Origin of the sequence: Gallibacterium salpingitidis (genome assembly GCF_030517105.1) — a bacterium.
Taxonomy (GTDB): domain Bacteria; phylum Pseudomonadota; class Gammaproteobacteria; order Enterobacterales; family Pasteurellaceae; genus Gallibacterium; species Gallibacterium salpingitidis.
Window position 1 is genome coordinate 1,294,343 of record NZ_CP103875.1, and the last position, 26,806, is coordinate 1,321,148.

Annotated in this window: 17 protein-coding genes; 5 read left to right on the forward strand and 12 right to left on the reverse strand. The window is 38.6% G+C overall.

Annotated elements, in window-relative coordinates:
• Nucleotides 1-85: 85 nt before the first annotated feature.
• From NYR30_RS13705 to dnaQ, 6 genes are all read right to left on the reverse strand, one after another.
• Nucleotides 86-811 carry a hypothetical protein gene (locus NYR30_RS13705; RefSeq protein ID WP_302502341.1) on the reverse strand — a complete coding sequence of 242 codons (726 nt, stop codon included), beginning with the start codon at nucleotides 809-811 and terminating at the stop codon, nucleotides 86-88.
• Nucleotides 739-3,411, reverse strand: coding sequence for a type I-F CRISPR-associated helicase Cas3f (gene cas3f, locus NYR30_RS06160; protein WP_302502342.1), 2,673 nt, complete (start codon nucleotides 3,409-3,411; stop codon nucleotides 739-741). The genes NYR30_RS13705 and cas3f overlap by 73 nt, the downstream gene beginning before the upstream one ends.
• Nucleotides 3,408-4,373: a type I-F CRISPR-associated endonuclease Cas1f gene (gene cas1f / locus NYR30_RS06165; protein WP_302502343.1), complete on the reverse strand. Its 966-nt coding sequence runs from the start codon at nucleotides 4,371-4,373 to the stop codon at nucleotides 3,408-3,410. The genes cas3f and cas1f overlap by 4 nt, the downstream gene beginning before the upstream one ends.
• A gap of 147 nt (nucleotides 4,374-4,520) precedes the next feature.
• A complete protein-coding gene (locus NYR30_RS06170; protein WP_302502345.1) occupies nucleotides 4,521-4,745 on the reverse strand; it encodes a hypothetical protein in 225 nt (74 codons plus the stop codon).
• 667 nt (nucleotides 4,746-5,412) lie between these two features.
• Nucleotides 5,413-6,798, reverse strand: coding sequence for a prephenate-dependent tRNA uridine(34) hydroxylase TrhP (gene trhP / locus NYR30_RS06175; RefSeq protein WP_302502346.1), 1,386 nt, complete (start codon nucleotides 6,796-6,798; stop codon nucleotides 5,413-5,415).
• Between the two features lie 116 nt (nucleotides 6,799-6,914).
• Nucleotides 6,915-7,667 carry a DNA polymerase III subunit epsilon gene (dnaQ, locus tag NYR30_RS06180; protein WP_066112881.1) on the reverse strand — a complete coding sequence of 251 codons (753 nt, stop codon included), beginning with the start codon at nucleotides 7,665-7,667 and terminating at the stop codon, nucleotides 6,915-6,917.
• 68 nt (nucleotides 7,668-7,735) lie between these two features.
• Between dnaQ and rnhA the strand changes: the two genes are divergently transcribed.
• Both rnhA and NYR30_RS06190 read left to right on the forward strand, forming a co-directional pair.
• A complete protein-coding gene (gene rnhA / locus NYR30_RS06185; protein ID WP_066112880.1) occupies nucleotides 7,736-8,203 on the forward strand; it encodes a ribonuclease HI in 468 nt (155 codons plus the stop codon).
• Nucleotides 8,204-8,466: 263 nt separating this feature from the next.
• Complete coding sequence (locus NYR30_RS06190) at nucleotides 8,467-10,467, forward strand: BCCT family transporter (RefSeq protein ID WP_066112879.1); 2,001 nt, start codon at nucleotides 8,467-8,469, stop codon at nucleotides 10,465-10,467.
• A 397-nt stretch (nucleotides 10,468-10,864) separates the two neighbouring features.
• Here the strand turns inward: NYR30_RS06190 and cydC are convergent, their stop codons facing one another.
• The 4 genes from cydC to NYR30_RS06210 form a co-directional block, all read right to left on the reverse strand.
• A complete protein-coding gene (cydC, locus tag NYR30_RS06195) occupies nucleotides 10,865-12,604 on the reverse strand; it encodes a heme ABC transporter ATP-binding protein/permease CydC (protein WP_066112878.1) in 1,740 nt (579 codons plus the stop codon).
• 12 nt (nucleotides 12,605-12,616) lie between these two features.
• A complete protein-coding gene (cydD, locus tag NYR30_RS06200; RefSeq protein WP_066112877.1) occupies nucleotides 12,617-14,371 on the reverse strand; it encodes a heme ABC transporter permease/ATP-binding protein CydD in 1,755 nt (584 codons plus the stop codon).
• Between the two features lie 64 nt (nucleotides 14,372-14,435).
• Complete coding sequence (gene trxB / locus NYR30_RS06205; protein WP_066112876.1) at nucleotides 14,436-15,398, reverse strand: thioredoxin-disulfide reductase; 963 nt, start codon at nucleotides 15,396-15,398, stop codon at nucleotides 14,436-14,438.
• Between the two features lie 39 nt (nucleotides 15,399-15,437).
• The gene (locus NYR30_RS06210) at nucleotides 15,438-16,286 is read right to left on the reverse strand and encodes a co-chaperone YbbN (protein WP_066112875.1); all 849 of its coding nucleotides are present in this window, start codon (nucleotides 16,284-16,286) and stop codon (nucleotides 15,438-15,440) included.
• 191 nt (nucleotides 16,287-16,477) lie between these two features.
• Here NYR30_RS06210 and NYR30_RS06215 point away from each other — a divergent pair, with 191 nt between their 5' ends.
• The gene (locus tag NYR30_RS06215; RefSeq protein ID WP_066112874.1) at nucleotides 16,478-16,753 is read left to right on the forward strand and encodes a helix-turn-helix domain-containing protein; all 276 of its coding nucleotides are present in this window, start codon (nucleotides 16,478-16,480) and stop codon (nucleotides 16,751-16,753) included.
• Nucleotides 16,753-18,039: a type II toxin-antitoxin system HipA family toxin gene (locus NYR30_RS06220; RefSeq protein ID WP_082987442.1), complete on the forward strand. Its 1,287-nt coding sequence runs from the start codon at nucleotides 16,753-16,755 to the stop codon at nucleotides 18,037-18,039. The genes NYR30_RS06215 and NYR30_RS06220 overlap by 1 nt, the downstream gene beginning before the upstream one ends.
• Nucleotides 18,040-18,095: 56 nt before the next feature.
• On the opposite strand, the gene NYR30_RS06225 is transcribed toward NYR30_RS06220, so the two are convergent.
• Together NYR30_RS06225 and NYR30_RS06230 are read right to left on the reverse strand one after the other, a co-directional pair.
• Entirely contained in the window at nucleotides 18,096-23,945 is a 5,850-nt protein-coding gene (locus NYR30_RS06225; protein WP_302502348.1) for an autotransporter domain-containing protein, read from the reverse strand.
• Entirely contained in the window at nucleotides 23,918-24,685 is a 768-nt protein-coding gene (locus NYR30_RS06230; protein ID WP_066112871.1) for an ESPR domain-containing protein, read from the reverse strand. Before NYR30_RS06230 ends, NYR30_RS06225 begins: the two co-directional genes overlap by 28 nt.
• 339 nt (nucleotides 24,686-25,024) lie before the next feature.
• On the opposite strand from NYR30_RS06230, the gene NYR30_RS06235 reads away from it, so the two are divergent.
• Complete coding sequence (locus NYR30_RS06235; RefSeq protein ID WP_066112870.1) at nucleotides 25,025-26,803, forward strand: AAA family ATPase; 1,779 nt, start codon at nucleotides 25,025-25,027, stop codon at nucleotides 26,801-26,803.
• The last annotated feature ends 3 nt before the right edge of the window (nucleotides 26,804-26,806 follow it).

The window sequence follows — 26,806 nt, forward strand, 5'->3', positions numbered from 1 at the left end:
AAACGCAATTTAAATGTGGTTTAAAGCTAATTTAAATTGAGATTATTATTCTCTTTATCAGTATGTACCTCACCAGAAAAAATCACTATTGATCTTCCTGTCGCCAAAAACCTAAAAATTCATTAAATTGCCAAACTGCTTCTGTTTGCTCATCTTTTCTTAATGAAACGGTTGCATAAGATAACGCTGTTTGTTCAACATCTTTTAACTTTAATGCTTCTGTTAGCTCATCCAATGCTGTTGTTAAGGAAAAAACAAGCCATGGCTTAATTGGTGAATTTTGATTTTCAATCGGTTGATACTGAAACCTATGCCACTCTTTATTACAAGAGAATAAATTCTGATGTGCTTTTTCACTATACGAAAAAGCATAACCCCACGAACTTTCGTCATCAGGTAAACAGACAAAATCTTCCATTTTCTGTGAGGCTCGAAACGGCGTAGTCAACGTATAGTGTGCAGCTAATTTGGCATTATCACTACGCCAATAACCATTGACATAATTTAGACTAGAACTATTAAACATCTTTCTCATCACACTATGCTCTAGCTCTGCTAGCGTTTTTTGTGCTTTCGCATTCTCATCCAATTCAGTTGGAGCCTCAATTCTCGCTACTGCATCCACAACAGCAAGTTGTTCTGGATTAATAATATCTTGTGTGCGGTGAGAAATTAGAGGATGTTCACTGCTTTCAAAACCGGGATGATAAAAAATTTCTCGTGTATAGTGATGCCCTTTTAGCCCTTTCCAGTTACTTGGTAACAATGCAATATTCGGCGTTGTTGCAACTTTATCTGGACGATGCGCCACACTCGTCCAGCTAATTGGATAATAGAACGCATTGACGATGGATCAATAATTGCCCAATCGTAATCATGATCACGCCCCACTTCTGTCACTGGACTGCCCACTACAATAAAAATATGATTTTCATTTTGACTATTGTCTAATGCTAATTTTATTTCAGGTTGTTGAAATAAAGCTTGTGGATCAGTGCGAGTTAACAAACGATCCAAACTTTGTTCTAAGCGGCTACGCAATAACAACAATTGGCGTGAATGATAACAACAAAGATGGATTTCTGTATTTTCTGGGCATTGTTGTTGCAACATTGCTTGGATAGTTGGAATCATTGGTCGAATATTCGCAAACCGTAGCAAACCAACACTTACTCGTTTTGTGGATGAATCATCACTAATCGCAAACTCGGTATGAAATGCTATTGCTTGTTGTAACAGATGTTGCGCAAATAGCGACCAATTCAGAGTTTGATTTTCCCCACCAGCAACACTAGGCAAAGACATTACTTTTGCCATACGTCTGGTTGGTTGTTGTTTCAATTTATTAATTCTTTGCTGAACAAATTCTTGATGCTGTGCTTGATAACTGGCGAGATCTGAACAAGAAAAACTTTGCTGATTAAATTCATCAAACCAAGCACAACAAACGCCTTGAGATGGTAATTGATTATTCTGATTCCAAACATTTCTTCCTGCTTGATAAGCTTCAAACAAACCGCTCACCAAATCTGGCGTTAATGTTGCAGATGAAAGCAACACTTTACTGCCAAATAATCCTGCTAGATACACTAAACGGCTCAAGGCTGGCAAGTCATTTTGATCAAAATCATCTGGTTCATCTAGAATTAAATCGCCACTCAATAAACGTAATATTGGCACAATGTGTTTACCACCTCGCAAGCATTCACTAGCATTCATCAAGTAATCAATCGTGCAGGTAACGAGTGGAGTAATCAGTAAATTTTTCGCTTTATGATTAGCAAGCAATGTATTAAATTCTGCAAGGTTATCTAACGCACTCTCTCCAACTATACCACCATCAACTTGTGCCATTTCCAGCCAATCTTCGACAGATTCACTACCAGATTTTTCTTGCTGTAAAGCAAATAACTTATTAACAGCATCACCGCCCACCAATACAGCCAGCGCATCATCATCTAATCGCAATTTATCTTTTAAAGCTCTACCTGTCTGCAAAGTTAATACTCTTAATCCTAAAGCAATAGTAAACCTTGCCCCTAATTGCGGATTGGCGAGTGCATACATAATGCGAGTATTTCCAACAGTTTTACCACACCCAGTACTCGCCATATTTACGCCAAAAAAGCCTTGCTGTTCAGTGCTGGCTTGTAATCGTTTTGCTAAATCGAAAGCTCGATTCTGCCATTGAAAGCGAGCAATATCACTCCGTTTATTAAAACTTTTATGTGTTAATGCTGGCAACAATGTTTTCAATCTTGGCAAAATACGGGCAAAACGCACTGCACTTTGACAAACACCTAGCAAATGCTCATCTAAACGTTGTTTTGTTTGTCCTTTCGCATCTGTATTCGCAAATAGTGGAAAATCCTTCTCTCCAAATTGAGGATTAGGATTAAGTGAAGAATAATGGTGATCAGCTGTAATTAATGACAATCTACTCAACAACAATAAAAAAGGATCACTAATATTTTCAACATTGCTGACTAAATTTATTAACGACGTATGTTTTAAGGCTTTATTTGCCCAACGAGTCATTGCTTTTTGCCACGCAGAGCTATCTGAAACTAACTGATTAAAACGCCAGAATTTCTTCGGTTGTGGATGCTCACTATGCGGATTAGCAACCCAGCCACTACTTGCTGATAACAACCGATAAAAACGCTTTAAATCATGCGCTACTTCCGTTTCCCATACCTTTTTCCGATTATTATTTTTTTCGGCAAATTCTGGTAAATACGGCACCCTATGATGTGAAGAAATTAACCAAATAATCGTTTTCGCTAATGGTGGTAACTGTTCAAATCGCCCTTGTTTTGGTGTTGGATCTTCTATCTTTATCTGTTGCAACCAATTTGGATTTTGTTGCTGATATTCCGCCCAATTCGCCAAGCGTGTTAGCCATTCCATATCGGTTTGGCAGCCTTGAATCATTGCTTCAAATATCCGCACCGAAATCCATTCATGCCGATAAGGATCAGCATAAAATGGCGCTTGTGGTTTTAATTTTTCCTGAAAACCGATACTAGATTTGCCTAAATCGTGCAACAACGCCGCTAATGCACTAATAATCTGTATGCTATAAGCATTATGCCAAGCGATTTCATCTTCTTGCCGCAAAATATTACGTTGTGTTCGATCGGTTGGTACACGCCCTTTTTGATTAAATTGCCGTTGATCGCCTACTATCCACAATAATGAAGTCTGATTTTTTCCATGCGTCCAGTAACAGGCGACTGCTGTATTTTTTCTTGCTGTTTGCCGTAATAATTGCTTTAACGTTTGCAAACCGGCGTGAGTAATTGCTGTTTGCCAGACACGATCACCACAACGTTCAGCAAATTGATCTAAAATTCTACGTGTTTCTTTGAGGGCATTTTTTTGGCATTGGCTAACTAACAAGATATTCATAATGAAGCTCCTTGTTCAGCTAGCTGTTTTAAGCTTTCAATCATAATATCCAATGCTTCAAATTGCAGTAGATTTTCAATACAGTAATGGCGGAAATCATTTTCCTCATCTCCTCTTAATGAAGAGATAAAAGCCTGCGGCAGAATTAACGCATCTTTAATAATATCTGCAGTATCAAACACTAAACCGCCACGTCGAGTTTTTCCATGCAAAACTGCTAATCCATGCGGTAATCCTAACACCCAACAAGCCGTTGCTCCTAAGCCATAAGCAAGATAATTACCATGATCGAGAAATTGATTTGCAGAATCTGATGATTCTCCTCGTTCACTACGTTTAAAATGTGGATCTTTCAATGTGGCGAAATTAGCAAACGAATAAAGGTTTTTCGTTAAGCGCCCTTCTGCTGTCAGTAACGCTTGGCTATTAGGCGCTTGCTCAAATTCTTGTTCTGCTTTCTGAATTAATAGTTCTAGTAACTTGTTGTCAATTTGCCAATCTAATTTTGACCAACATTGGCGAATCGTTTGTAAGCGCAAATTTTGCAATTTCTTCGCAATAGTTAAACGCTTCTGATCATCAAACCAAAATTGACACCATTGCTGTAAATACTGAACAGGACGGTATTCACTCTGCGGACTAAAAAAATCACAACCAATCTCTGCTTCTGTACCAGCAAATAACGGTGTACCACCACCGCTACAAAAACCAATCATCACGCCTGCTTTTGCCAGTTCACGTACTGCCGCTTGGGTAATTGAAGTTCCTGTTCCTAACAAAATACAGGTGGTATTAGCAATCGGAATATTCCAATAAAAAGACTCTTTCCCTTGATCGGTCACATATTCAACCCTACCGCCATTTACCAATACTCGACAATGTTCTAAATAATAAAGATTAGCTCGTTTGGAATGTAAAATCGTTTGTAGATTAGAGGAAGGGATATAATCTTTATTTTTCATATCGTTGCCTTTTTAAATGTGGAGAGGTGAATGGGGTTATTATAGCAACAAATACTGTATATATATACAGACAAAAGAGCTTGTTTATTCTATTTCATAGAATTTTTAAATATTATCCCTAACTTTAATTGTATAAAAACCACTTTTTTAAGCGGTTTTTTTATATTGACGGTAAATTTCACAGAGTTTTTTTATGCCAGCTGGACGAGTGTCAGCTAATTCTGACAAAACGGCATCAAATTCTGCAGCTAAAACAGCATCAAGACGTAATGAAATTGCTTTTATTCTTCCTTCTTCAAGTGCTTTTTTATTGTATTCTGATGCGGTTTTAGAGCGTAATTTTTTACTGTGTTCTGTATTGCTATTTGCCATTTTTTAACCTCTTGCTTTTTTTATTTGTGTTGTTTATAGTACTTAGGAATTGCCTAGCGATAGCTGCAACTATCACTAGGACTTAGTTCAGTTACTAATAAGCGTTTGAGCTAATCGCTATTAGTAAGATGAACAGGATTATCAGAATAACGGTTCGCATAATCCTAATTCCTATTGTTAAGCCCCACTCTACACAGCGTGGGGTTTGCTGTTTCTAGCCCTTTGCTAGATTTTCTAAATTACATTCAATACAAGAATAAAAAACAATCGTTTTGTTATTTCGTCTTAATCAAATAATTTGATCACTTCTTTCATATTGGATGCGTAATAGAGCTTCTCGATATGTTTTGTTAAATTCTGTAACAATTAAAAAATTTTTGGTGCAAATTTGGTGCAATGACACATCATTTGCGATCATTTTGGATCATAAAACAGGCTATATTATACTATAAATACTGTATGAATATACAGCATAAAAGAAAGGGGAAGTGGTATTGATTTTTTATATAGAGTTGATTTTAAAAGAGAAAATGACAAATAAAAAAATCCCCTTTATTCGGGAAAAATAAAGGGGAAAACATTTGGAGTCATATTTTAGGGTACGGAGTGGATTATACTGTACCCTTTGTCATATTACAATAACATTTTTAATATTTTTTTAACTTTTTTAACCTTTTTTCTCACTGTGTGGATTTCTCGTATCGGCATCAACCAAATTACGCATCAATAACGCATACTCTAATTGAATATCTTCTGGCACTGGTACAAACACAAAATGGCCATCACCTAACGCTGCTTCGACCGCTTCACCTTTACGGTTAACCATCTCTTTAATAGTGAAAACAATATTGCCTTTAGGCGTCATCATTTCCACTTCATCACCAAGTAAGAATTTATTTTTTACCGCAATTTCTGCCATACCATTCTTGCGTACGCCGGTAAACTCTCCTACAAACTGTTGGCGAGTAGAAATTGAATAACCATAGTCATAATTTTGATATTCGTCGTGAGTATGACGGCGTAAGAATCCTTCGGTATAACCACGATGCGCCAACGACTCTAAAGTTGATAATAAACTTTCATCAAAAGGCTTTCCTGCTGCCGCATCATCAATCGCTTTACGATAAACTTGTGCAGTTCTTGCACAATAATAGAAAGACTTAGTTCTACCTTCAATTTTCAAAGAATGAACGCCCATCTTCGTTAAAGTTTCTACGTGTTGCACTGCACGCAAGTCTTTTGAATTCATAATATAAGTGCCATGCTCATCTTCAAACGCTTGCATTTGCTCATCTGGACGTTGGCTTTCTGTCAATAAAAAGACTTTATCAGTAGTAGCGCCTTCTCCTAAAGTTGGCGCCACATTTTTAATTGGAATCATATCTCTTGGATCAACAATATTTCCCATTTCATCTTCTTGCCCTTCTTTGACTTGATACTCCCAACGGCAAGCATTGGTGCAAGTTCCTTGATTCGGATCTCGTTTATTAATGTAACCAGATAATAAACAACGTCCAGAATAGGCCATACATAACGCACCATGCACAAATACTTCAATTTCAATATCAGGCACTTGGCGACGAATTTCCGCAATTTCGTCTAAAGAGAGTTCACGAGAAAGAATTACTCGGGTTAATCCCATCTGATGCCAGAATTTAACACTCGCCCAGTTCACTGCATTCGCCTGTACTGAAAGATGAATCGGCATATCTGGAAAATGTTCACGCACTAACATAATTAGTCCAGGATCGGACATAATCAACGCATCAGGCTTCATCTCCACAACAGGAGTCAAATCCTTAATAAAGGTTTTTAGCTTAGAATTGTGTGGCGCAATATTAACCACTACATAGAATTTTTTGCCTAAAGCGTGCGCTTCATCAATACCAATTTTTAAATTAGCGTGATTAAATTCATTATTACGTACACGTAAGCTATAACGTGGTTGGCCGGCATAAACAGCATCTGCGCCATAAGCAAACGCATAACGCATATTTTTCAACGAGCCTGCTGGTGAAAGCAGCTCTGGTTTGGTATAGGTTTCTGTTGTCATAATTATCTCTTGTCTGATCACAGGTCAGGTTATACCGCTAGGGTATAAATATTGGGGGATGAATTGTAATCAGCCACTTAACAGAATGCAAGCAGCTGATTGATTAGACTGGTAATTTAATGAGTTTCTTCAGCAAGCAACTTTTCCCATAAACATTGATTGCCACTTTTTTTATTAATTAACTCAATATATTTCTGGTGAGCGGCTAACTCTTCTTCATTGGGTTTTAAGATGACTAAATCACGCTGCAATACTGTATGTTCACCATTTTGTTGCATCGCACCACCAGTGATAATAATCGGCTCAGAATCTAACGCTAAACTAACTTGCCCACCGGTCATTGCCAAATAGACATCGGCTAAAATTTCCGCATCCAGTAACGCTCCATGCAATGTACGTTTACTATTATCAATACCTAAACGACTACATAACGCATCTAATGAATTTTTCTTACCAGGATAAAGCTCACGCGCCACTTTTAATGAATCTGTTACCCGACAAATATCATCTGTGGTAAAGGCTTCTTTTAAAAACTTAAATTCTTGATTGATAAATGCCACGTCGAACGGTGCATTATGAATTACCAATTCAGCGCCTTTAATAAAATTAACAAAATCTTGTTCAATTTCTGCAAAACGTGGCTTATCTACCAAAAATTCATTGGTAATACCATGAACTTCAATCGCCGCAGCATCAACCTCTCGATCTGGTTGCAAATACACGTGGTAATTGCGCCCTGTATGACGACGGTTCACTAACTCAACTGCACCAATTTCAATAATCCGATGCCCAATTTGTGGCTCACTGCCGCCACTCATTCCTGTTGTTTCCGTATCCAGAACAACAATTCTATTCTCATCAATTTGCATAACTTCGGGTTTCTTTTCGTTGTGGAATCTCTATAATTAGGCGTCATTTTAACAATACAAACTCTGTTATGCTAAAAAAAATCGATATTTTTACAGATGGTTCTTGCTTAGGAAATCCGGGAAGTGGCGGTATTGGTATTGTGTTACGCTATAAACAACACCAAAAGCAAATTGCCATTGGCTATCAACTTACTACTAATAATCGCATGGAATTACTTGCCGCAATTACCGCACTGAATACATTAAAAGAATCGTGCGATGTTACCCTATATAGCGACAGCCAATATCTGCGCAAAGGTATTACTGAGTGGATTCACGCATGGAAGCGTAATCAATGGCGTACTAGCCAGAAACAACCAGTAAAAAATCAAGATTTATGGATCGCTTTAGATCAAGCTATTCAACGTCATCAAATCCATTGGCAATGGGTTAAAGGACACGCCGGGCATCCGGAAAATGAATTATGCGATACATTAGCTAGAATGGCAGCAAACCAACCAACCGAACAAGATACAGGCTATCAACCCTCTGAATAGTTCATTCATACAGTAGTTTAAAATGCTACTTTAATGAAAAAAGTAGTATTAAAAACTAAAAATTTGCATTTTCCAATATAATCAGTTAATCTTTTGCAGTTTTTTGACACTTTTACAGGGAATTTCACTTCCCTTCTAAATTAAATAATCTGTGCTTAGATTATTTTTCAACTTAGGAAATCTATTACAACACAACGATTTCCAACATCAATAATGACAGCATTTAACGCTGATCATACAAATATAAAATGGGAGATTTTATTTTGAATTTGCTACGTTATTGCAAAACAACGAGTACGTTTAAAGCACCAATTTTTGTGCCGAGCTTATTGTTTATTTTAGCCGTTACCTGTTTGGGGATTTTTGCACCACAAACCACAGAAAATTTGCTTAATGGCATTAAAAACAATATTTTCGCCAACTTTAGTTGGTTTTATGTAATCGCTGTTTCTATTTTTATTATTTTTCTACTATTACTTTGTGCTAGTAGCTTAGGCGATATTAAATTAGGAACGGAAAACGAAGAGCCTGAATACCCATTTATGTCATGGATGGCAATGCTGTTTGCAGCAGGAATGGGAATCGGTTTGATGTATTTTGGTGTTGCTGAACCCATTTCACATTACGTTGCTCCTTTAGCAGAAAACGCTACCCAAACGGAAAAAGTCGAAAATGCCTTGCTTCTCTCCTTTTTCCATTGGGGTATCCACGCTTGGGCAATTTATGCTGTTATCGGTTTAACTTTAGCCTATTTTAGCTTCCGTTATAAATTACCGCTTACCATCCGTTCTGGCTTTTACCCGATCTTAAAACATCGTGTATCTGGTTTTTGGGGTCATTTAATCGACATTGTGGCCTTATGTAGTACCGTCTTTGGGGTTACCACTACTTTAGGATATGGTGCGTTACAATTAGATGCTGGTTTGCACGCCATTGGCTGGATGGACGATCGCAGTTTAGCAACACTTTCTATCATTATTTTAGTGGTAATGACTTTAGCGGCCATTTCTGCGATTACTGGTGTCGCCAAAGGAGTTCGCTTACTTAGTGAAATTAATTTAGGTATGGCGGTTCTATTAATGATCTTTGTGCTCATCGCTGGGCCAACGATTTTCTTATTTAGTAACTTCTCTGAAAACATTGGTAACTATTTAAGTAATTTTATTGAACTAAGTTTTCGTACTTTTGCCAATCAGCCGGATAAACAAGGTTGGTTCAATGGCTGGACTGTCCTTTACTGGGCATGGTGGGTTTCTTGGGCGCCATTCGTCGGTTTATTTATTGCTAAAATTTCTAAAGGTCGTTCTATTCGTGAATTTATTCTTGGCGTGTTATTTGTGCCATCGCTATTCAACGCGTTATGGATGACTATTTTCGGTGATTCAGCGATTTGGGTTGATCAACATACACAAGGTGCATTATCCGAATTAAGCAGCAATACTGAAGCATTGTTATTTGCTTTCTTCCAACATCTGCCTGGTTCAACCATTACCTCATTATTAGCGATGTTAATTATTGCATTATTCTTTATCACTTCTGCCGATTCAGGTATCTATGTGATCAACAATATTGCTTCACAAGGTAAAGATAAAGCGCCAGCATGGCAAAGCGCCTTCTGGGCAGTATTACTCGCTGCTTTAGCCATTGCCTTATTACGCTCTGGCGGATTAGCGGCATTACAAACAATGACATTAATTATCGCCTTGCCGTTTACCTTAATTATGTTACTGCTCTGCTTTGGTTTATGGCGTGGTTTAATGGTAGATAGTCAATATTTCTCGAAGAAATTTGCCCATGGTAGCTCCGTTTGGACTGGTAAACAGTGGCGTGAACGTTTAAGCAAAATTATGACGCAACCACAACGTGCCGATATTAAAGAGTTTTTTGAAAAAATTGTCTTACCGGCATTTAATGAATTGGAATCAGAATTAAAGAGTTATGGCTTAACAGTAACGATCAAAAAATATGCGCCATTGCGTGTCGCATTAGTGATTAAAAACGATAATATCCATAATTTCCTTTATGGTGTTTCGGGTGAAAAACGTTCTCTCTCCAATTTATTAATTGAAGATGACAGCTTGCCGCATATTGAGCAGCATAATATTTATGAGCCAATTACTTTCTTTAATGACGGTCGTGAAGGTTATGATGTGCAATATATGAGTAAAGATGAATTAATTGTCGATATTCTGAAACAATATGAACGTTATATGAATTTAGCGTTAGATGATACGCATAGTTTATTGCTAAATGATCTTTCATAAATTATAACGCTAATATCAAGAAACCTTCTTCAACTTTGAAGAGGGTTTCTCCTTTTGGAACATAAGGTTTTGTGCATTATGATGATGGTTATGCCAAATATTGATGCATGTCTATGATGATGATGTTAAAGTGAACACTATAAATATTGCCACAATGCACTATTATTAATACAAGTGATGATAGGCGCTCCTCTTTAATGAAATAAAAAGGGGTTGGGGAGATTTAAATCTAATAAAATCAATTAGATATAATTTATTTAATGCACACTACTTTCAATTAATTTTATCGTGATAAATTTTACTCTATTTTAGCTAACTCTTTGAAAAATCTAGATTTATCAAATCTCCCAACCCTCTTCAATCTTGAAGAGGGCCTCTTGGGCACAACCACCAAATATCAATAAGAAATACGATTCACTAGCTTAAATAAAAACGAATCTTGTGTTTGTGATAACGCACTAAAATCACCCTGTTCCACCACTTGTGCATTATCCATCACAATCACTCGATCAAACTGTTCTAAAGCGGTTAAACGGTGGGTTACCATAATTAAAGTTTTATCTTGGCAATGTTGTAACAACAACGCTAACACCTGGCGTTCCGTTTCACGATCCAAGCCTTCGGTTGGTTCATCTAACAAGATAATCGGCGCTGTTGATAACAATATTCTGGCAATTCCTAAACGACGTTGTTCACCACCAGATAAAGTTCTACCGCCATCACCGAGCCAAGTATCTAAACCTTGTTCTTGATAAAGCAAATAATCTAAGCCCACTTTATGCAACAACTCGGCTAATTGCTGATCTGTTGCTGCTTCATTAGCTAGCAATAAATTTTGTCGCAAAGTATCGCTAAAAATATGCACACGTTGCGTTAATAACACCATCTGTTGGCGTAACGCATTTTCACTATATTCTGCAATCGGATACCCAGATAATAAGATTTGCCCTTGCGTTGCTTCATAGTTACGGATCAATAATTGCAATAAAGTCGATTTTCCGCTGCCAGTTTTGCCTAAAATAGCGACTTTTTCACCCGTTGCAAAACTTAAATTAATATCGCTTAATACTTGTTCCGTAAGCATTGGATAGGCAAAATTCACTTGCTTTAACACTAACAATGGCTGTTGTTGATCAGCCGCCACCTTTTCAAGGTTGCCATTAAATTGAACCAATGGTTGTTGGTTAATAATTTCTGTCACTCGTTGTGCTGATGCGATCACTTGCCCTAAATGTAAAAAGGCGGCACCAATCGGCATTAAGATCTCAAATGAAGCTAATGCGGAAAAGGTTACTAACGCAATCAGTGCTAATTTAAAATCCCCTTCGCCCATTGAAGTTCCCGCAGCTAACCATAATGTTGTCATCACAATCAATCCATTAACTAATAATAAGATCGCATTAGATAACCCAGCTAACTGCGCTTCACGCTGTTGATATTGCAGCCACTGCCCTTCCGTTTGTTGCAAACGCTGCTGCAACGTAGTGCCGGCATTAAATAATAATAGCTCCGCTTGCGCTTGGATATATTCCACAAATTGTGTGCGATATTTCGCTCGACTTGCCGTTAGCTGCGCACCAAATTTTTGCCCTAACCGATAAAAAACAGTTGGAATAACCAGTAATAATGCTAATAAACTGCCAGCGACAAATAGTGCAATTGATACATTTAAAAAACTTAGCCCAATGCCAATAAAAATAATCATACAGATTGCGCTAACAAATGGAGCAAAAAGACGAAGATATAGCGTATCTAACGTATCAACATCAGCCACCAAACGATTAAGCAATTCACTATTACGATAACGACTGAGTACCGCTGGGCTTAATGGAATAATTTTAGTAAAAACCTGCACTCGCAACTTTGTCAAAATTTCAAAAGTGACATCGTGAGTCACAATTTTTTCAAAATAACGGGCTACCGTTCTGCCAATCGCTAACCCTCTTACACCTGAAGAAGGATAGAAAAAATTAAATAGAATCGAAACACCGGCAATCGCTGACGCCGCTAAAAACCAGCCTGACAGCGTTAATAACCCGATACTCGCTACCAATCCAGTAAGCATTAAAATAATTCCTAACAACAAACGGGTTGGCGTGTGCTTAAACATTGCCAAAAAAGGAAGTAATGAACGCATTGAAAATAATCCTTAGTTAATCGCTGTTTCTCGTTGTGCCAACAATTCTGCGAAATAGCCTTGATTTGCCAATCCAGCAAATGTACCTTGCTGCACCAATTGCCCGGCTTGCATCACTAAAATGCCATCTGCTTGGCGTAAATCCTCGATACGGTGCGTAATCATTAAGGTTGTCTTGTTTTGGCTTAATTGTTGTAAACTCGCTAATACCTGATTTTCCGAACGAGCATCTAAACTTGCCGTTGGTTCATCTAATAACAACAATAGGCTATCCGTTTTCAGTAATGCTCTTGCTACTGCTAAGCGCTGCGCTTGTCCAACAGATACACCCAAACCGCCATCTTGTAATGTTTTGTCTAATGAGATAGCAAGTTCTGATACATACGCTTGCTGTAAAGCAGTTTGTAATTGTTGCTCACTAGCGCTCGCATTAGCTAACCGCAGGTTATCGCGAATCGAACCTTGTAATAAAAATGGATTTTGTCCCACCCACGCTAATTTATGACGCCACGCTGTTAGGTTTAACTCTTTTAACTCAACGCCATTAATCAATAAACTGCCTTGATAAGGTAAAAAGCCGAGTAACACATTCATTAATGAAGTTTTACCTGCGCCACTTTGCCCAACTAACGCAATCTGCTGACCAGCGTTAATTTGGAAAGTAAGCGGTTGGGTTAAAGCTTTTCCTGATGGCGATAACACCACTAATTGTTCCGCTTGAATATTAATTTCAGTCGCCGTCAGTTCAGTTTGCCCTTGCTGCGCAATTAGGAAATCTTTTGTTAAAAATTCTTCGATTGTATCAGCCGCCCCAATCGCCGCCGCTTTGTCATGATAATAAGTGCCAAGATCACGCAATGGTTGATAAAACTCGGGCGCCAAAATTAGACAGAAAAAACCAGCAAATAGGGTAACTGCTGTACCATAACCGCCAAAATTGAGTTGCCCTAAATAACTAAAACCAAAATATACCGCCGTTAATGCAATCGAAATTGAGGTAAAAAATTCCAATACGGAAGATGATAAAAACGCTGATTTCAACACATCCATTGTTGTTTCGCGAAAATCTTCGCTGCGTTCAGCAATCTGCTCAGTTTGTTGTTGAGTTCGATTAAAAATGCGCAAGTTTTCCAACCCTTGCAAACGATCGAGAAATTGCCCACTTAAACGCGCTAACGTATTGATATTGCGCTGATTCGCTTCTGCAGCTTTCAACCCAACTAAAATCATAAATAGCGGAATTAATGGCGCAGTCAATAATAAAATTAAGCCTGCTGCCCAATTCACTGGAAAAATCGCGATTAGCAAAATAAGTGGCGCTAAGCCTGATAAGTATTGTTGCGGTAAATATCGTGCATAAAAATTATGCAAATTCTCTACTTGTTCTAGCGCTAATGTTGCCCAACTTCCTACTGGGCGATAAGCCAAAGTTGCTGGCCCAACTTGTTGTAATTTTTCAATAATTTGCTGACGCAAATGTTGGCGCAAAATCTTGCCGCTATAAAAGCCCACTTTTTCACGCGCATACAGTAAAGCTGCTCGCACAATAAAGATAATTGGTAACGCAATAAATTGCGGTATAAGTTGCTCACGAGGTAATTGGGCAATAATTAGATCATTCAATAAAGAGGCTAATAACCAAGTTTGTACAACTAATAACACCGTTGAAGTAACGGCAAAAAGTAGATTTAATTTAAGCGGTTTTTTGATCAGTTTACTTTGCTGTTTGAGCCAAGTTTGTAATTGTTTTTGGCGTGCTTTTTCCATATCTCGCTATATTGTAAAAATGCAATAAAATCCCCCTCAAAAAGAGGGGGAGTTAATAAAATAATTAGGTGTTTTGTGCTGCTAAAGCATCAAGATAACGTTCCGCATCTAATGCCGCCATACAGCCAGTGCCTGCTGAAGTGATTGCTTGACGATAATGTTGATCCATAACATCACCCGCGGCAAAAACACCTTCAACCGAAGTTGCAGTGGCATTACCTTGTAAGCCCGATTTCACCACAATATAGCCATTATTTAGTGCTAATTGACCAGCGAAAATATCGGTATTTGGCGCGTGACCAATCGCAATAAACACACCTTCAACCTCTACTTTTTCTTGTGCATCAGATTCGGTATCTTGCAATTGCAAATGGGTAACGCCCATATCATCACCACAAACTTCCGCTAACGTACGTTTGGTATGCAGAACAATTTTGCCTTCTTCAACTTTTTTCATTAAACGATCTAGCAAAATCTTCTCACTACGGAAGCTATCACGACGATGGACTAAATGCACCACCGAAGCAATATTGGCTAAATATAACGCCTCTTCTACCGCTGTATTACCGCCACCGATTACCGCCACTGGTTTATTACGATAAAAGAAACCGTCGCAAGTCGCACACGCAGAAACCCCTTTGCCTTTATATGCTTCTTCTGATGGTAAACCTAAATATTTTGCTGACGCACCAGTAGCAATAATCAACGCATCACAAGTAAAGGTTTGGCTATCGCCATAAAGGGTAAACGGATGCTTAGTAAGATCCACTTTATTGATATGATCAAAAATAATCTCTGCTTCAAATTTTTCTGCGTGTTCCAACATACGCTGCATTAATTCTGGGCCTGTTGTTTCGCCTGCATCGCCTGGCCAGTTTTCAATTTCATTGGTAGTCGTTAATTGTCCACCTTGTTGCAACCCAGTTACCAATACAGGTTTTAAATTAGCTCGTGCAGCATAGATCGCGGCGGTATAACCCGCTGGACCTGATCCTAAAATAAGTAATTTACAATGTTTATCTGCCATTTTGTTATCCTCAAATGTTATTCATACTGGTTATCGTCATTAATATAAAAGCGAATATACTAAACGGCGATATTTATTCGTTAACGGATCAGCGTTGCCCATTGCAGCCAAAATCGCTAAATATTGGCGTTTCACTTCTCCATCTTCAGCAGCAAGATCTTTTTGCAAAATTGCTAGCAATAAATTCAATGCCTCTTCATTACGATTTGCTTGATGTAATTGCACTGCTAATTTGATCGCAATCGCTGGCGTTGGGTTACGTTGATAATCTTGCTGTAATTGTTGAATTTCTGGTGTATCCGCAGCTTCTAGCAATAGATCAATCTGCGCTTGTAAGCCTTGCCAACGGCTATCACGATCTTGCAATGGAATCTGTTTTAAAATTTCTTGCGCAGGTTCCACCTTTTTCATCGCAATATAGGTTTCCGCATATAACAACGCAACATCACTATTCTTTTTATCGGATAATTCCCACGCCTCTTTCAACAATGGTAAAGCTTGCTCATAATTCTCCACCGCTAACAGATCTAAGGCTTGATTAAATTTGATCTCATCTTCTTTTGGTAAGATTACCGATAAGCGTTGTTGTAATTCAGGTTCTGCTAATGGGCCATGAAAACCGTCAATTGGTGCACCATCTTTAAATAAGTAAGTTGTCGGTAATGCTTGAATACGGAATTGTGCGGCAATCATTTGTTCTGTTTCACAATTCACTTTCGCTAGAATAAATTGGTTAGGATATTGTGCGGTAAGTCGTTCTAATACTTGCACAAAATTCGCTGATGTATTGTCTGTTGCGGCATAAAATACAAACACTAACGGCTGCGTTTTGCCCATATCCAGCACTTCAGCCAAATTCTGTGTATTTACCTCGATAATTTGTTGCATATTTCTCCCTTATGCTGCTGCAAAAAACCGTTAAATTCTAACAAAATCGCTCGTCTTTTGCAGTAAGTAAAAATAAGCAAACAGTCATACTATCTCAAGAGGCTCTATCCGCTATAACAGATTAATTTGCATTTATCCGTTATAGGGGGTATTATGCACTTTATCCTTTATAGAGTATAAGAAAACAGATTATGGCGATCACTACTAGTAAACTACTGGCGCATACTTTGCGTGAATTTCGTTATCAATTATCGCTATCACAAGTTGATGTAGCTAAGTTAGCTGCGGTTAAACAAACTACTATCTCAGCATTTGAAAATAATCCAGATGCAACAAAACTGGAAACTTTTTTCAAAATTTTATCTGCATTAGAGTTAGAGTTATCAATTCAACCTCGCCCGAAAATCAAACAAAATAGCGAAGAAGTAATTAACAATACGAATAATAATATTGATGAGGATTGGTGATGAGTGGGCAATTAAATGTCGCAATGAATGGCATATTAGTTGGTAAATGGTCTAAACTGGCTAACGGTGCAACAGAATTTCAGTATGTTGATAGTTGGTTTGAATCTAAATATGCTCGGGCAATTTCTTTATCATTGCCGTTATCCCATCAAATTTATCGTGGCGATGTTGTTTATAATTTTTTTGATAACTTATTACCTGATAATGAATATATCCGCTCAAGGATACAGCAGCGTTTTAATACTATTACTAGATCCCCATTCGATCTTCTTTCTGCAATCGGACAAGATTGCATCGGAGCAATTCAGCTATATCAAGATACACCTTTAACAATCCAAAAAATTCAAGCAGAATCGCTAACAGATCTTGAAATTGAAAATCTACTAAAAAATTACCAATCTTTTCCATTAGGTATGGAAAATCCACAACAAGATTTTCGTATCTCTTTAGCTGGAGCACAGGAAAAAACTGCATTGTTATATCATCAAAAACAATGGAAACGACCTTTAGCTACTACGGCAACCAGCCATATTTTAAAATTACCGATTGGTATTGTTGGACAAAATCAACTAGATTTATCTTCTAGTTGTGAGAATGAATGGCTTTGTTTAGCTATTCTACAGAAATTTGGCTTAAAGGTACCTAAAGCCTTTATTACCCATTTTGGTGCTACTAAAGTATTAGTGATTGAGCGTTTTGATCGTCGTTGGTCAAGGAATGAAGAATGGTTAATGCGATTGCCTCAAGAAGATATGTGTCAAGCACGAAATATTGCTTCTGCACTCAAATATGAAAGTGATGGTGGGCTTGGTATCTTACAAATTATGGAACTGTTAAGAGGTTCCACACAATCACAATTAGATAGGAAATCTTTTTTTAAAGCACAAATTCTTTTTTGGTTACTTTGTGCTATTGATGGTCATGCTAAAAATTTTAGTTTATTTTTGCTGCCGGAAAATCGCTATAGCCTGACACCTTTTTACGATGTTATTTCAGCATACCCATTTATCGACTCTAAAGGATTGCAAAAACAAAAAGTTAAAATGGCTATGGCTTGGTATGGAGAAAAAGGGAAATATTATCTTTGGCATAAGATCCAATTACGTCATATTTTTACTACCGCAAAATTAGCGGGGCTAGATCAACAAACAGTAGAAGAAATTTTGCATGAAATTTATCTGGATTATGCAAAACTAACAGAAATTGATTTGACCTCAATCCCGTCTGCTATTGCTGATCCTATTTTAACTGGTTTAGAAAAACAGAAGAGAAAAATAATAGGATAAAAAAATCACGCCATATTAGACGTGATTTTTTATATAAATACCTTAAAACAACTTAATTAAAACGCCATTTTAAAGGTCACACTTGGTGTATGTTCAATGTACCCTTTACGAGTAGAAGCATCATAACCTACAGATAAACTTGCTGCAGGAGTAATGTGATAATTCACATTTAAGCCTACATCACCACTCACACGTCCATGTTGTGCACCTTTAGTGATAAATTTCAAGTCTGATGCACCTTGGAACGCTGCTTGAGTTGATGCCGGCTCTCCAATTAAGTCATAGCCTACACTCGCTCTCGCTCCAACAGATAATTTATCTGCCACTCGAACTCGAGTATCTACTCCCACTTGACTAATCAACGATTGATTCGTTGTCGCATCAACTTTCAAGTTTAATACGCCAGCACCACGTTCTTGATAATGGTTGTTGCGTACCACTTGGTAATCCATACGTACAAATGGTCTCACTTCCACTTGTTCATTCGCATACGCATTGAAGTTTACACCAATTCCTGCATATCCGAGTTTATTTCCATATTCCCCTTTCGCTGTTCTATTCGCAAAAGCAATATGACGTTGGGTGCTAACATCGCTATAACCAATTCCTGCTCTAAAGTCTAAATCCGCAATTGAGCTAATTGGCGTATTACCATAAATACCCGCTTGAATAGTCTCTGCACGTAATGATTGGTTAGACACTGATTGACGACTATGTACCTTATCATACGCATAACCCATCATCGCACCTAAACGAGTTTGTTCGTGGCATTTTTCTACGCCAGCAGCAAAGCCATAGCTGTTATCACGATAACCCGCTGCACCTTGATAGTGGTTTTGCGTTCCCCAACTATCAAAAGTCTTCACCCAAAGGTGTTTATCTTCTTGTGGGTTAACATTTTCACAACGTTCATAAATATCAGCTAAGTTCGCTAAACGTTTGCTGCTATCTGCTAATACTTGACTACTTGCTCCTGCTAAGGTTGGTAGTGATTCAAGTAAGGCATTTGCTGCTTGTTGTTCATCACGAATCGTATAGAACAAACGTGATAACTCATTAGCTGGCGCACGATTAAAGTTAGCATCTAATGCTTGTGCAGCTCCTAATGCTCTGCCCAATCCAAATTGGCTCACGATTTCAGTTAAGCTATTTCCTGTTGATGCAAATGGTACTAAATTAACACTATTGCCAGATACTACTGGAATAAAGTCAAACAATTTACTATTGTCATCATAGCTTGCAAATTGATCACCGATAATTTTGCTAGCTTTGATAATGTCATTGAACTTACCATTTGCTAAGTCTTTTTCATTGCTTCCGGCAATATCAGTAAATAATTTGCCATTAGCAATGTTAGCCTCGCCAGCAACATTAATTTTGCTGTAACCATCTGGTGTTGCAATGATATGTAATTGTCCATCAAGTTTTAGATTACCCAAATCAGTGCCGTTTTTATCAACAGATAGGGTTGCAGCTGGTTTAACATTCACAGTTGCTTGACCTAATTTACCGCCCTCAACAATATCAAGCGTTCCGTTATTAACATTAACATTACCGCTAAATGGGTTATCCGCTTTAACTGTAAAGATACCATCGCCATTCTTATTGAAGGTACCTGTACCGTTGATAGGCGCATTAACAGGTTGTGTCACTGTGCCAGAAGCCGTATCAAGGTTAAGTGTGCCGTCAATATTGATACTATCTTTACCGCCCGGTGCAGAATTAAAACCATCAAATAGTTTATCGCCATCTTTCGGTGTTAAGTTTAAAGTACCGTCTTTAGCCACATTAATCTTAGACGCTTTTGCATCTTCGGTATCTGGGCTAGTAATATTAGGTGCTGATAATGTTCCTTTTGCATTGACGTTGAGGTTACCACCATCCATTGAGATAGGGTTTGCTGCAGTAACGTCACCGTTATCACCATTCACATTTAAAGTACCATCTTTAGCGATATTCACATCGTCTGCTTTCACATCACCATTAACATTAACGATGGCATCCTTATCGTCACCATTACCGACATTCAGTGCTTTCGTGTTCAGTTTAGAACCTGAATCAACGGTTAAACCACCGTCGTTCGCGTTCACTTTACCAATGGTGTTGTCTGCAGTTAAGGTTAAATTACCCTCACCGTTTTTGTTTAAGTCACCTGAGCCGGTAATACCAGCTTTTTCATCTTGTTTAACATCGCCTGTTGCATTGATATTTAATGCACCATCAATGTTGATAGCATCACCTTTAGAGGTATCTAAACCAGCAAATAACGTATCACCATTTTGTGGTTTGAGATTAAGGTTAGCGCCTTTACCAACATTAATCTTCGCATCGTCAGTAGAACCATCTTCTGCTGTATTAGAAGTGATATTTCTTGCATTTAAGGTACCGTCTACGGTGACATTGCCAGCATTAACTGCAAAGTCTTTATCACCGTTTTCACCTGCATTTAAAGTACCGTCTTTAGCAATCACAACCGTACCGCCATCAACTTTAGCACTTTCTGCAGCAGTCACTTCACCTGCATTAACCGCTAAATTACCGTCTTTCTTCACGTTAAGGTCTTTTGCTGTTACAGTGCCTTCAGAGGTTAATGATGCTGTATTTTCTGCACCACTGCCATCCCCCACATTCAAGGCATCAGCTGCTAAAATGGCTGCTTTTGCGACAGCGACAACACCATCGTTAATATCTGCTTTTGGTGTTTCGACTTGACCATTGTCAATTGCAACAGCACCACCGTTAACGGTTAAACTTTCTGTTGCTTTCAAGCTACCTTTGTTTTCATCATCACCAACAGCCACTTTACCGTCAGGACCATTGACAGTTAGATTTTTAGCCTCAACTTCACCATTCGCATTCAATGCCGCTGTGCTATCTTTACCGTCACCAACAGTGATATCGCCACCATCTAATTTCGCACCATTATCAACGGTTACTGTACCTTCTTTGATATTAGTAGTTGGTGCTGTCGCAGTACCTTTATTTATATCAACAGTACCGCCGTTAACATCCAATTTACCACCGTCTTTAACGGTCAATGAACCTGCATCGGTATCATTACCAACATTAACCTTACCGTCTGGACCGTTAACCGTTAGATTCTTAGCATCCACTTCACCGTTGGCATTTAACGCTGCTGAGCTGCCATTACCATCACCAACAGTGATATCGCCACCATCTAATTTCGCACCATTATCAACGGTTACTGTACCTTCTTTGATATTAGTAGTTGGTGCTGTCGCAGTACCTTTATTTATATCAACAGTACCGCCGTTAACATCCAATTTACCACCGTCTTTAACGGTCAATGAACCTGCATCGGTATCATTACCAACATTAACCTTACCGTCTGGACCGTTAACCGTTAGATTCTTAGCATCCACTTCACCGTTGGCATTTAACGCTGCTGAGCTGCCATTACCATCACCAACAGTGATATCGCCACCATCTAATTTCGCACCATTATCAACGGTTACTGTACCTTCTTTGATATTAGTTGTATCAGCTGTGGTTGTACCACCTTTGACATTAAGGTTACCAGCATTATCCACCACAATATCTTTAGCTGTGGTTGTACCTGATGAATTGATGGTACCGCCGTCTGCTTTTAATTCGCCTGTTGCCTTAAGCTCTTTTGCGTTGTCTAACTGACCATCAGGTCCATTCACGGTGATGTTACCAGCGGTCACTTTACCATTTTGGTTATTTAATTTCGCTGAGCCTGCTGCGCCGTTTTTATCACCAATTGTAATATCTCCTCCAGCTAATTCACCGCCGGTAAGAGTCACTGCTCCGCTATTGATAGTGGTGGTATTCGCAGAGGTTTTACCGTCTGTCACATTAACTGCACCGCTATTCACTGTCAGTGAGGTTGCATTTGTGGTGCCAGATGAAGCCAATGTACCGCCATCAACAGTAATCGCTGGTTTATTAGCGTCGCCTAAAGTACCTTGGTTATCTAATTTACCGTCTTTTGCGACAGTAATATTGTTGCCATCCACTGTTCCTTTATTGGTTAAGCTAGCGCTTTCTGCATTGCCTGTACCATCGCCTACTTTGATAGTGTCACTATCTAGTTTTGCACCATTTTCCACAGCAACTGCACCATCTTCGATGTCTGTTGTAGCAGCTTCAGTTGTACCTCCATTTACATTCACTTTACCGCCATTCACTGTTAAGGCGTTATCAACAGTTAATGTTCCAGTGGTATCTAATTTACCGTCTGATTTAACATTAATGTCGGTAGCTGTTACTGTACCTTTATTATCCAAAACAGCAGTGTTGGCATTACCGTTACCATCACCCACATCAACAGTAGTGCTGTTTAAGGTTACGCCATCATTAACTGCCAATTTTCCGTTATTAATATGTACATTGGTGCTTGCCAAATTAGCCGCAACTTCTAATGTGCCGTTATTGACGACTGTATCGCCAACACTATTTGCTGCATTATTTAATGTGAGTTTACCGGCACCATCTTGTTTTAATGTACCTGCACCAGTAATTTGCTGAGTTAAAGTATAGTCGTCAGAACGATTTACCGCAGCTGTTGCACCGTTTGCAATGGTAATATTGCCAGCACCGAAAGTACCGGTTGTTCCACCATCGCCTGCTTGCAAGGTACCTGCATTGATTGCCGTTGTACCTGCGAAACCGCTATTATTGGCGGTTAACACTAAGGTACCAGTACCGGTTTTGTTCATTGCACCTGTAACAGTACCAGTAATCGCAGCATTACTGTCTTGTTTTACCGTTGCACCATCAGCCACATTAGCATTCCATGTACCATTCATCACCACAGTATCTTGTTGAGGGGCTGTTTTAAAGTTTTGGAACAGCGTATCTCCGGCAACTAAGTTGGTGGTTAAAGTACCGCCATTAGCAACAGTTACGGTTGCTAGTTTATCGCCTGTTTCCGTATCGGTTGATTTGATATTACCAACGGTTGCTGTGCCATTAACAGTAAATGCACCGTTATTGATTTCGACATCGCCGTTATTGGCAGTGGCGAGTGTACCGCCAGATTGAACGGTTAATTTGGCTTGGTTGTTTGGGGCAGCAGTATAGGCAGCGCCGCTGTCAATCAACACATCACTAGTGCCATTAATGCTTGCACTGCCATCAACAACAAGTTCACCACCTGAAACAGTGGTTTTACCACTATAAGTATTGGTTGTACCTGATAATGTAACAGTACCTGTATTGGATTTTTCAAATGAACCGGTACCTACGATATTACGAGTAATATCAGTACTCTCACTAAAATTAAGCTTTAATGTACCTTTTAGTGTGTTGCTTGTGCCGGTTGAAATATCCGACGTTGCACTACCCATTGCCGCTTTGCTGTCAAACTGCAAAACACCGCCGGTGATAGAAGTCGTGCCGGAGAAGTTATTAGTTGCGTTATTGACAATCGTTGTACCAGTACCGGCTTGGATAAGGTTACCTGCATCGGTAATTTGATTATTTAATGTGTATACATCACTACGATTAATTTTTAAATTCGTATTGGCATCTAGGTTAATAACGCCAGTGCCTGCTGTACCTGCTGTACCGCCGTTACCAAGCTGTAATGTACCGCCGGTAACGTGTGTGCCGCCTGTATAGCTGTTATTACTTGCAAAGATTAGCGTGCCCGCACCTGCTTTTGTAATGCTGCCGGCGGAGCTTCCATCTTTAATATTTCCGCCTGTTTGTGTCCAAGTGTTATCGGCATTAATGATATTAATTGTGTTATTGCCAGAAATGGTAATATTATCGTTATCGTTAAATCCTTGGAAAAGCTGCTTGCCGTTAGTACCAGACATTTCAATGGTAGCATTTGTTAAGCTGAAATTTGCTTTAGCACTTCCTGACTTGCCGAGATTTTCTTTAATTTTTAAAGTTGTACCATTACCCAGCACCACGGAGTTTGTTGCGCCGCTTGCAATCCATATTCCGTTGCCGGTATCAAAACAGAACCAGAGTCACTGATATTAATCTGACCGCCTTTCAGTTGCGTTTGGTTGTCCGCTTTTAGAGTAGAAGAGCCTGTAACATTAATAATTCCTCCTTCTCCAAGTATTATATCTTTGCCGACGGTGAAATTAGAACCACTGTTTATCAGCACTTTGGAGCCATAATTATCATTAATGCCAGAACGTGAAGAACCATAATAGTTACTATTAATTTTTAATGTTGAGCCGTTTTGCAGTGTTATTTTAGATTCACCGCTCGAATAACGACCCAGCATAAAGTTGTCCAATCTAATCAAATTTTGACCACTTGGAAGAACAGACTCTTGTCCCCCTGTTGGAATATAATCCATTCTATGTACTTCACTAATAAATGCTGCTGTATCCGCGTTGTCCATAACCACATTGGCAGCTTGGCTGGACTTTCCAGCTCGTTGGTCAGCTAAAAAATTGACATCTGCTGTAAGTGCAGCTTGGTTAATCGTAACCGCCGCATTCACAGCCATCGGCAATATTGCGAGACTTACCGCCAACGGTGCTAATTTAAACCAAGTAGAGTGGTTAGTCCCCCCCCCCATTACGGTTTTAGCAGTAGATTGTGATTTGCTCTTGCCTTTTGCTGTTGCTAATTCTGATACACACTGCCACAACCCTAATGCAGCATTCCACACAACACGATAAATTCTATTCATATAGTTCCCCTTTATTTGTCATCAAAAATAGCAATCATCACCAACAGAAACAGCAAACATCGGTAATAGATCACTCCCTAAAAAAATTCGCGCGATTTTAACACATTTTTTTATAAATACTAGAGGGGGGGATTTTTAATATTTTTTGTTATTTCAAAAGGTTATTAATATAACCCATTGTAGTTACCTTCAATTCAAAAACAACATTTAATTGTATTTAAATTATCATTTTATTAAAAATTTATTCACAAATCTCTCTTTTCTCCTACTTATAGAAATCCACTTCTATTGCCTGTTTTTGTGTATAATTCGCAGGTGAAAAATAATAAGAGAATAAATATGGATTTATTAAAATTAGATTGGCAATCACTTGCTCCAACCTTTGCTATTGCAGCAACAGACATTGGTAACGATACAGACTTTTGGCAATTACAACCGCGCGCCACTGCGGCAATTCAACATTGGTTAGCACAAGACGGTAATTTATTAGTATTAAAAGGTGAAGAACAATTTGCCGATTTACAGCGTTTAGAAAATTACTTATTACAACACCATTTTGCCGATCAACCTTTAGCCGTTAATGGCGTACATTATCAATTTCATTCCGCTAGTGAAAACGAATTTCCGGTAATGGAGATGCGTTCGGCGCAATCTATGCAAGATAATTTTACTCAACGTTATTGGGTAAAAAGTGCGGATTATCTCGATCCACAACATTTATTTGGACAAATTTTACAACTTACCAATAGCGATAAAATCCACCTGGTTCCCGGTTTAGTACACCAATTAAATGGCGGGATTTTAATTGTTTCAGTGGCACAACTGTTAGCGCAATTTGATGTATGGCTGCGCTTATTAAGTTTATTACAGCAACAACAATTTCATTGGCAATTAGATAATCTCTTACAGCGCCAACCTTGTGTTATTCCAAGTATGCCATTGAAATTGAAGTTAATTTTAGTTGGTAGTCGTGACAATATTGCTGAATTGGAAGCATTCCAACCAGATCTTTATCAGCTCGCCGATTACGCCGAGTTAGCCGCTTATAGCGAGGTCACTACCGAAACGCAACAACAACAATGGGCAAGTTATGTGCGTTATTTGGCTGAAAAGGAGATGCAAAAACAGATTGATTTTGCTGCGATTACTCGCTTGTATCAATGGTTAGTACGTGAAAGTGAAGATCGTCAATTAATTAGCAATGCACCTGCACAATTATTGCGTATTTTACAAGGCGCATTAACTTATCAAACCAATGCTGACACTATTACTGCCGATATGATTGAGCATTTTTATGCGCAGCAATGTTATCAACGCGATTTATTACAACAACGCAGTTATCAAAGTGTATTGGCAGAACAAATCTATATCGCCACTGATGGCGAAGAAATTGGGCAGATTAATGGTTTATCAGTCATTGAGTATCCCGGCGTACCTTATGCTTTTGGCGAACCTTCACGTATTAGCTGTTTAGTGCAAATTGGTGAAGGGGAAATTGTCGATGTTGATCGAAAAAATGAATTAGCTGGCAATATTCATAGTAAAGGAATGATGATTGCGCAATCTTGCTTAAGTAATATCTTACAGTTACCTAGCCAATTACCGTTTTCGGCTTCGCTTGTTTTTGAACAGTCGTACACTGAAATTGATGGCGACAGCGCTTCTTTAGCAATGTTATGTGTATTAGTAAGCGCTTTAGCGGAACTACCGTTACCACAAAATATCGCCATTACTGGTGCAATTGACCAATTCGGTTTAGTGCATGCTGTAGGTGGTGTTAATGAAAAAATTGAAGGATTTTTTGCTATTTGCCAACAACGTGGTTTAACTGGCAAACAAGGCGTCATTATTCCTGCGGTAGTTTGTTCTCAATTAAGTTTAAATCGTGCTGTGATTGATGCAGTTAAAGCGGAACAGTTCCATTTATGGATTGTTGAGGATGCCGCACAAGCGTTACAAATTTTATTACAGCGTGATTTGATTGAAATGCCGGATACACAATATCAAGCAAACAATCGTCCACTCAATCAACTAATTATGCAAAACATTGAGCAAAAAGCAGAAACCAAGCCATTACTGTCAAGGTGGTTTCCTTGGTTAAATCAGCATAAAAAGTAAAAA